The organism is Nocardioides sp. (assembly GCF_031422975.1).
GTDB lineage: Bacteria > Actinomycetota > Actinomycetes > Propionibacteriales > Nocardioidaceae > Nocardioides.
This window is the reverse complement of the sequence record NZ_JANPEO010000202.1, coordinates 1-8,506: the sequence shown is the minus strand read 5'-3', so window position 1 is coordinate 8,506 and position 8,506 is coordinate 1. Positions and strand designations below refer to the sequence as shown.

At 69.5% G+C, this 8,506-nt stretch carries 7 protein-coding genes and 1 tRNA gene; 2 read left to right on the top strand and 6 right to left on the bottom strand.

Annotated elements, in window-relative coordinates:
* Positions 1-1,342 (bottom strand): ABC transporter substrate-binding protein (locus tag RMO85_RS06200; protein WP_310527545.1); only part of this gene is annotated, 1,342 nt, incomplete at its 3' end.
* Between the two features lie 166 nt (positions 1,343-1,508).
* Here RMO85_RS06200 and RMO85_RS06195 point away from each other — a divergent pair.
* Positions 1,509-3,515 carry a beta-galactosidase gene (locus RMO85_RS06195; protein WP_310527542.1) on the top strand — a complete coding sequence of 669 codons (2,007 nt, stop codon included), beginning with the start codon at positions 1,509-1,511 and terminating at the stop codon, positions 3,513-3,515.
* Positions 3,515-4,318: a DeoR/GlpR family DNA-binding transcription regulator gene (locus tag RMO85_RS06190; RefSeq protein WP_310527538.1), complete on the top strand. Its 804-nt coding sequence runs from the start codon at positions 3,515-3,517 to the stop codon at positions 4,316-4,318. The genes RMO85_RS06195 and RMO85_RS06190 overlap by 1 nt, the downstream gene beginning before the upstream one ends.
* A gap of 41 nt (positions 4,319-4,359) precedes the next feature.
* Here RMO85_RS06190 and RMO85_RS06185 read toward each other — a convergent pair whose 3' ends face one another.
* From RMO85_RS06185 to RMO85_RS06165, 5 genes are all read right to left on the bottom strand, one after another.
* The gene (locus tag RMO85_RS06185) at positions 4,360-5,130 is read right to left on the bottom strand and encodes a SurA N-terminal domain-containing protein (protein WP_310527535.1); all 771 of its coding nucleotides are present in this window, start codon (positions 5,128-5,130) and stop codon (positions 4,360-4,362) included.
* Between the two features lie 123 nt (positions 5,131-5,253).
* Positions 5,254-5,329: transfer RNA gene (locus tag RMO85_RS06180), tRNA-Thr, on the bottom strand.
* An 87-nt stretch (positions 5,330-5,416) separates the two neighbouring features.
* A complete protein-coding gene (locus RMO85_RS06175; protein WP_310527532.1) occupies positions 5,417-6,976 on the bottom strand; it encodes an alpha/beta hydrolase in 1,560 nt (519 codons plus the stop codon).
* The gene (locus RMO85_RS06170; RefSeq protein ID WP_310527530.1) at positions 6,973-8,145 is read right to left on the bottom strand and encodes a DNA polymerase III subunit delta'; all 1,173 of its coding nucleotides are present in this window, start codon (positions 8,143-8,145) and stop codon (positions 6,973-6,975) included. Before RMO85_RS06170 ends, RMO85_RS06175 begins: the two co-directional genes overlap by 4 nt.
* On the bottom strand, positions 8,142-8,506 hold a 365-nt coding region (locus RMO85_RS06165), incomplete at its 5' end, for a dTMP kinase (protein WP_310527528.1). The genes RMO85_RS06165 and RMO85_RS06170, both read right to left, overlap by 4 nt.

Genomic DNA, 8,506 nt, shown 5'->3' with positions numbered 1-8,506 from the left:
CCGCCAGCATCGAGGCGGCCTGCTCCTGGATGCTGGCGGTGACCCCGTCGATGTCGTTGGGGTCCTTCAAGAAGGCCTGGATCGAGGGGATCATCACCGTGTTGGCGAAGTCGGCGTTGGTGTCGCGGTCCATGAACTGAGCGATGTTCGCCGCCGCTCCCACGACCTCCGCCGACTTCTTCTGCAGGTCGGTGTAGGACGAGGTGCTGGCACTGGAGTTGGCGGCGATGAAGGGCGCATCGGCACCTTCGTTGGCCGAGTCTGCGGCGGCGGCGCTGCCCAGCCACTTCGCCATCGCCTTGCCGGCTTCCTGGTTCTTGCCGGCCGCCGAGACGCAGAAGCCGTCGATGGGGGCGTCGAGAGCGTCAGCGCCGATGGCCGAGTCGAGCTCGGGGAAGGTGAAGAAGTCGATGTCATCGGCCTGCTCGCTGATGGCGTCGACAACGAAGGTGCCGAGGAGGTACATCCCGCTCTCGCCCTTGCCCATCGATGTCGCGGCTTCCTGCCAGGTCCGACCGAGCGGGTCGGCCTGGTGGAAGGGCAGCAGCGTGCGCCACGTCTCGAAGACACCCTTGACCTCGTCACTGTCCCACTTCTCGTCGCCGGCCATCAGGCTGATGTGGTAGTCGAAGCCGTTGAGGCGCATGTTGAGGATGTCGAAGGTGCCCATGGCGGGCCAGCCGTCCTTGTCCCCGAACGCGATGGGCGTGAGGCCCTTGCCCTGCATGTCCTTCATGAGCTCCATGAAGTCGTTGTTGCTCTCCGGCGGTGCCCAGCCGTTCTTCTCGAAGATCGACTTGCGGTAGAAGAGGGCCCACGGGTAGTAGCTGACCGGCACGAAGTACTGCTTGCCGTCCGGGGCGGTCGACGCCTGCTTGAACGAGTCGTTGAGGCCATCGATGGGCCACTGGTCGCTCAGGTCGGTGATCAGTCCCGCTTCGGCGAACTGCGCCATCCGGAAGCCGGCGAACCAGGTGAAGACGTCGTCCGGCGTGCCCTGGAGGTAGGTGTTGATGCTCTCCTGGAACGTGTTGTGGTCGACCGCGTTGAGCGCGACCTTGGTGTCGCTCTCGGCCGTGTAGGCATCGGCGATGGCCTTCAGCCGGTCGTAGGCCGGGCCCGAGCCCTCGGCCTCGTTGATGCCGAACTTGACGGTGGCGCTGGACCCGGACGAGGGACCGGAGTCACCGCCGCAGGCGGCGAGGAGGCTGCTACCTCCGATGGCCAGGCCGCTCAGCCCCAGCCCGCGGAGCACGGTGCGACGAGTGGTCGACATGGTCGCCAGCGCGGACCGTGGCATGGAGCTGCCACCAGCAATGCCGGTGGGGTGGGGTCGGGACACGGAAGCCTCCTGTGAGCAGAATCAAACAGTGATCGACACTATGTGACCCGCAGCACAGCCACGTCAAGGTGCTATTTGTCCATTTGTCCTCCCGATTTCAACATTTCCGGACCAGAACTCCCCCAGATTCGTTGACTTGTGGGTCGGCGCTCGTCACAGTGACGCCATGCCAACTCCGCTGCCCGCGCTCGCCTTCGGGGGCGACTACAACCCGGAGCAGTGGCCCCCCGAGGCTCACGTCGAGGACCGCGAGCTCATGAGAACCGCCGGCGTGGACCTGGTCACCCTCGGCGTCTTCTCGTGGGCACATCTGCAGCCCGGGCCCGACCGCTGGGACTTCTCCTGGCTCGACGAGCAGATGGATGCACTGCACGCGGCCGGGATTCGGGTGGACCTCGCGACCGCGACGGCCTCACCCCCGCCCTGGCTGACCCGTCGGCATCCGGAGATGCTGCCGATCACCCAGGACGGCCGGACCCTGTGGCCCGGCGCCCGGCAGGCGTTCTGCCCCAGCTCTCCGGTCTACCGCGAACACGCGCTCAGGCTGTGCCGGGCCCTGGGCGAGAGGTATGCCGAGCATCCGGCGCTGGCCCTGTGGCACGTCTCGAACGAGATCGGCTGCCACAACGCCAGGTGCTACTGCGAGGTGAGCGCCGCGGCGTTCCGGCGATGGCTGCGCGCTCGCTACGACGACGACGTGGATCGGCTCAACCATGTCTGGGGGACCGCCTTCTGGTCGCAGCGCTACGGAGACTTCGAGGAGGTGCTGCCTCCGCGGGTGGCCCCGGCCTGGTCCAACCCGACCCAGCAGCTGGACTTCCTGCGCTTCTCCTCCGACCAGCTCCTGGACAACTTCGTGGTCGAGCGGGACGTGCTGCACGAGGTGTCGCCGGGCGTACCGGTGACCACCAACGCCATGGTCATGCGCAACACCTTCGAGATGGACTACTTCCGGTGGGGGCGCGAGGTCGACATCGTCTCCAACGACCACTACCTCACGGCAGCGGACCCGCACGCCCACCGTGAGCTCGCCTTCAGCGCCGACCTGACGCGCGGCACCGCCGGTGGCCGCCCCTGGCTGTTGATGGAGCACTCCACCAGCGCGGTCAACTGGCAGCCGCGCAACCTGGCCAAGGCTCCCGGGGAGATGATCCGCTCGAGCCTGGCCCACGTGGCGCACGGCGCGGACGCAGTGCTCTTCTTCCAGTGGCGGGCCTCACGGGCGGGAGCGGAGAAGTTCCACTCCGCGCTGCTCCCGCATGCCGGTACCGACTCGCGACAGTGGCGCGAGGTCGTCCGGCTCTCGCAGATCCTGGACGCCGTGGAGGAGGTGGCCGGCAGCGTCGCCCGCAACCAGACGGCGATCCTCTTCGACTGGGACGCCTGGTGGGGCTGCGAGCTCGACTCCCACCCGTCGGTGGACGTGCGCTACCGGGACCGGGCCGAGGACCTCCATCGGTCGCTGAGCGCTGCCGGCGTGGGGGTCGACGTCGTGCATCCCGACACCGACCTGACCGCGTACCGATTGATCCTGGTGCCGACGCTCTACCTGGTCACCGACGCCGCGGCCGCCGCCGTGGCGGCGCGTGCGGCGGCCGGAGCGAGCGTCGTCGTCACCTACTTCAGCGGCATCGTCGACGAGCACGACCACATCCGGCTCGGTGGCTACCCCGGCGCGTTCCGTGACCTGCTCGGGGTGCGCAGCACCGAGTTCCTCCCTCTCGGCGAGCACCAGCACGTGCAGGTGGAAGGGCTCGGGGACGAGCTGTCGAGCGCCGACGTCTGGTCCGAGGACGTCACGCTGGCAGGGGCCGAGGCGGTCGCGACGATGGTCGACGGACCGGCCGCGGGGCTCCCGGCAGTCACCCGACGCCCGGTCGGCTCCGGGGCTGCGTGGTACGTCGCAACGCGCCTGTCCCCCGACGGCACCGACCAGCTGGTCCGCCGCGTGGTCGCCGAGGCCGGGATCGAACGGCTGCCGGGAGCCGGACCCGACGTCGAGGTCACCAGGCGGGTCAGCGGCGACCGCTCCTGGCTGTTCGTCATCAACCACGGGACCGAGGTGGCAAGGGTGCCCGTGCGAGGGACCGAGCTGGTCTCCGATCGCGTCGTGGATGCAGATCTGGTGGTTCCCGGTGGCGGCGTTGCCGTCGTCCGCGAAGGACGGTCGTGATGCTGGCCGCCCAACGCCGCAGCCTGATCCTCGCCGAGCTGCACCGCGACGGCACCGTGCGCGTCACGGACCTCGTGGACGTGCTGGGAGTCTCCGACATGACCGTGCGCCGCGATCTGGTGGCGCTGCATCGCGAAGGCCTGCTGGAGAAGGTCCACGGCGGCGCGCTGGCCGTGGCCGAGCCGTCGTCCTCCGAGCCGGGCTTCGCCGCCAAGTCGGTGCAGCGGCGCCAGGAGAAGCGGGCCATCGCCGCACGAGCGGCCGAGATGGTGCACGCCGGGATGGCGATCGCAGTCTCGGCCGGCACCACCACCCACGCCTTGACCGAGCACCTGGCGAAGATCCCCAACCTCACGGTCGTCACCAACTCGGTGTGGGTGGCAGACATGCTTCACCGGGTGGGCGACAGCACGACGTCGGTGCTCCTCACCGGCGGCCTACGCACCCCCTCCGATGCACTCGTGGGGCCGGTTGCCGTCTCGTCGATGCGCAGCCTGCACGTCGACGCGTTCTTCATGGGGGTGCACGGGATGGATCTTCGTGCCGGCTTCAGCACCCCCAACCTGCTCGAGTCCGAGACCAACCGCGCCTTCATCGAGCGTTCACGCCGGTTGATCGTCTGCGCCGACTCCAACAAGTGGGGCGTCGTCGGGCTGAGCAGCATGGCGGAGCTGTCCGAGGCATCCGTGCTGATCACCGACGCCGGCCTCCCCGCACAGGCCAGCGTGATCCTGGGTGACCACGTGGGAGAGCTGGTGCTCGTCGACGCGGACGACACCTCGGAGGCGTCCGGCGAGGCGTGAACCGCTGACCGACGGACCGCCCACGGCCGCGGACCCGCGGATCAGAGGTTGACGGTGATGTCCGCGTCCTGGCGGAGGTCGTCGACCAGCGCCTGCGTGACCTGAGCCAGCTGATCGGACTTGGCCTGCTCCACGATCTGCGGCCTGACCTTGGCGTACGGCGGGATGGCCTGACCCTGCTTGCCCGCCTGGGCCTGCTGCATCTTGGCCTGCTCGTAGATCTTGCGCAGGTCCTGCTCGCTGGGCTCGATGTCGCCCGCTTCGTCAGCCACCAGCTGCTCGATCACGATCTGCGTCTCCAGCTGCGCTCGAGCCTCCTCCTCGGTCGCGCCCTGCTTCTCCAGGGCGGCAATGAGCTCCTCGGGCGAGCCCAGCTGGTTCTGCTTCGCCAGCGCGGCGAGCTCGTCGTCGACGTCCTGCTCGGTGACGGCGATGCCCCGGGCCTCGGCCTCCTGCGTCAGCAGCGTGGTGCTCACCAGGTTGTCGGCCGTCTGAGCCTTCAAGGCGTCCTCGTCGGGCTGTTCGCCGCCTGACTGCGCCTGCATCGCCGCCTGCTGGAACTGCGCCTCGTAGAGCACCACGAACTCGTCCTTCGTCACCTCCTCGCCGTTCACCTCGGCCACCACGTCCGGGATCCCTTCGAGATCAGGCTCCGCCTGGGTGCCGCCCGCGGAGTCCTGGGACGTCGGCTCCTCGGAGGACGCGGCGGCGGCCGAGCTGTCGTCATCACCACCGCCACAGGCGGCGAGGGCGAGCAGTGCGGCGGCGAGGGTGAGGCCGAGGACGGGACGGATTCGCTGTGAAGAAGTCATCGCGACCGACCGTACGCACCGACCCTGAGCGGCACCTGAACGCCCCGTGAGCGGCACCTGAGCGGCACCGGCAGCGACGACGAAGGCCCCCGACCGGCATCGCTGCAGGTCAGGGGCCTTGCGTGGGGCCGCCTGTCGGAATCGAACCGACGACCTAGTCATTACGAGTGACTCGCTCTACCGACTGAGCTAAGGCGGCGCGCTGCCCGGCGCAGGTCGAGACCAGCCGGGCAACTGGAGAAGGATAACGCCAGACCCGGCGGGGGCCGAAATCAGGTGAGCGCTCTCAGCAGTCGGTCGGGTTGGCCGGCACGTCGCCGTCGATCAGGTAGGACTCGATCGCGGTGTCGATGCACTCGTTGCCCGAGTTGTAGGCCGTGTGGCCGTCGCCGTCGCGGCGGAGCAGGACGGCGGACTCCAGCTGCGAGGCCAGCGCCTCAGCCCACTTCATCGGGGTGGCCGGGTCACGGGTAGTTCCGACCACCAGGATCGGGGCGGCGCCCTCACCGCGGATCTCGATCGGTGCCTCGGTGGTCGTAGTCTGCGACCCGCGGCACGACGTCAGGGACCAGGCGAAGATCGAGCCGAACGTGGGCGAGGCCTCTTCGAAGGCCGGCAGCTCGGCGGCCACCTGGTCGAAGCCGACCGACGACGGGTCGTCGAGGCAGTTGATCGCGAAGATCGCCTCGGCGCTGTTGTCGGTGTAGTCATCCGAGCCGCGCGAGGAGTAGATGTCGGCGAGCTCCATCAGCGCGCTGCCGTCGCCGCTGAGCGCGGAGCGGAGCGCCGCGCTGAGGAGGAACCAGTAGTCACGGTTGTAGAGCGGGGTCACGATGCCGTAGAAGGCGTTGCCGATCTGCAGGTCTCGGTCACCGGTCGGCAGCGGCGCGGCCTCGATGTCTGCGAGGAGGCCGCTGATCGTGGCCAGGCCCTCGTCGACCGAGCCTCCGAGGAAGCAGCTCTGCGTGGTGTCGATGCAGTTCTGGATGTATGCGCCCAGGGCCGTCTCGAAGCCGGCCGCCTGCTCCAGGCCGAGCTGGCGGTTGTCGAGCGAGACGTCGACGGCACCGTCGAGGACGAGCCTGCCGACGCGATCGGGGAACAACTCGGCGTACGTCGCCCCCAGCTTCGTGCCGTAGGACGCACCCAGGTAGGTGAGGGTGCGCTCGCCGAGGGCGGACCGGAGCACGTCCATGTCGCGCGCTGCCTCGATGGTCGAGACGTGGTTGACCAGGTCGCCACCGAGCTCGGCGCAGCCGCGGCCGAACTCGCCGATGAGGGCGGCGAACTCGCGCTCCTCCTCCACGGTGTCGGGGTTGGGGTCGGAGGACAGATAGGTGTCGAGCTGGTCGTCGGAGAGGCAGTCCACCGGGGCCGAGTCACCGGTGCCGCGCGGGTCGAATCCGACGATGTCGAAGGCGCGCAGCAGCGGTTCGCGAAAGACCCGGCTCGCCGCGGCGGCGTAGTCGGTGCCGGGGGCACCCGGTCCGCCCGGGTTGACCACGAGGGCACCCCGGCTGTCACCACGTGCCGGCACCTTGAGCAACGCCAGGTCGATGGTCTCGCCGCCGGGCTCGGAGTAGCTGACCGGCACCTCGAGAGTGGCGCACTCGAGGTCGTCCTCGCACGACTCCCACGCCAGCTGCTGGGCGTAGAAGGGCTCGAGCTCGGGCGACGGGGCATGGGAGCCGGCGGGTCCGGACGCGTCGTCGGGCGGCGACGACGCGGGCGAGGGCGTGGCCGCGGGCGTCGGGTCGGTCTGGAAGTTCGAGAACGCCGTGCCGACGGCCACGAACGTGGCCGCGACCAACGCGACGATCACCAACCCCGCCAAGATCCTCTTCACCGGCCAGCTCCCCCCGGCAGCCGCAGGGCCACCATCATCGACTCGAGCGCCAGGAGTGGCGGCACGTTGAACTCGAGCATCTGCACGCGTGCGGTGAAGATCGCATCGATCATCCGCAGCAGCTCCTCGGCGGTGGTCTGCCGGGTGAGCTGCTCGATCTCGGCACGCATCTCCTCGTTGACGAGCGCTCCGGGGGCGCCCACGCTGAGCGCGATCGCATCGCGATAGACCGAGGTGAGGTCCATCAGGCAGCGGTCGGCGACATCGAGGATGCGCCGCTTCGCGCGCGTCTTCTGGTCCTTCTCCAGCGCGCTCAGCGCCGGGGAGTAGTCCCGCGGTCGGCGGCCGCGCTCGAAGACGCCGTACGCCGCGTCGAGGTCCTTCTTCTCCCGCGCATCGAGCTCGGTGGTGATCGCCTCGGCCTCCTCCTTGGCGATCTCGCTGATGTTGGTCGCGGCCTGCATGCAGGCGCCGATCGAGGTCACCTTGGTCGGGATCCGCACGACCTGGCGCCGCCGCTGGCGGGTCTCCTCGTCGCGGGCCAACGCCCGAGCCCGACCGATGTGGCCCTGGCTTGCGCGGGCCGCGCTGGCCGCGAGCTCGGGCCCGACGTCGAGGGTGCGCACCAGGAAGGCCGCCACGTCGTCGGTGGGCGGAGTCGTCAACGTGACCAGGCGGCACCGGGAGCGGATGGTCGGCAACACGTCCTCGACCGTGGGCGCGCACAATAGCCAGACCGTGCGGGCAGTCGGCTCCTCGATCGCCTTGAGCAGGGCGTTGCACGCCTGCTCGGTCAAGCGGTCGGAGTCCTCGACGATCATGATCTGCCACCGGTCACCGGACGGCGCCAGACCAGCCCTGCGGACGAGGTCGCGGACCTCGTCGACGCCGATGGAGAGCTTCTCGGTGCGGACGATGCGCACGTCGGCGTGACTTCCGGTCATCACCGTGTGGCACGACTTGCAGTGGCCGCAGCCGGTGCCGGTCTCGCACTGCAGCGCCGCCGCGAAGGCGACGGCGGCGTTGGAGCGACCGGATCCCGGGGGGCCGGTGAACAGCCACGCGTGGGTCATCCCGTCGCCGCCCGCTGCTCGTTGCAGGCTCACGATCACGGGCCGCTGGCCGACCAGGTCGTCCCAGACCGCCCGGGCCCGTCGCGTCTCGGTCATGGCAACAGCGCCTTCACTCGTGTCTGGATGGCGCCGGCGATGTGGTCCACCGGCGCACGTGCGTCGAGCACGAGGTAGTGATCGGGGTCGGCTGCGGCGAGGTCGAGGAAGCCCTGGCGCACGCGGTGGTGGAACTCCAGCGACTGAGCCTCGATGCGGTCGCGCGCCTCGAAGCGACCGAGTCCGGTCTGGGGCGCTAGGTCGAGCACCACGGTCAGGTGCGGGCGCAGCTCGGCGGTGGCCCAGCGGTTGACGTGCTCGACCTCGGCCACGACCAGGTCCCGGCCCGCGCCCTGATAGGCCAGCGCGGAGTCGACGTAGCGATCGGTGATCACCACCTCGCCGCGGGCCAGCGCCGGCA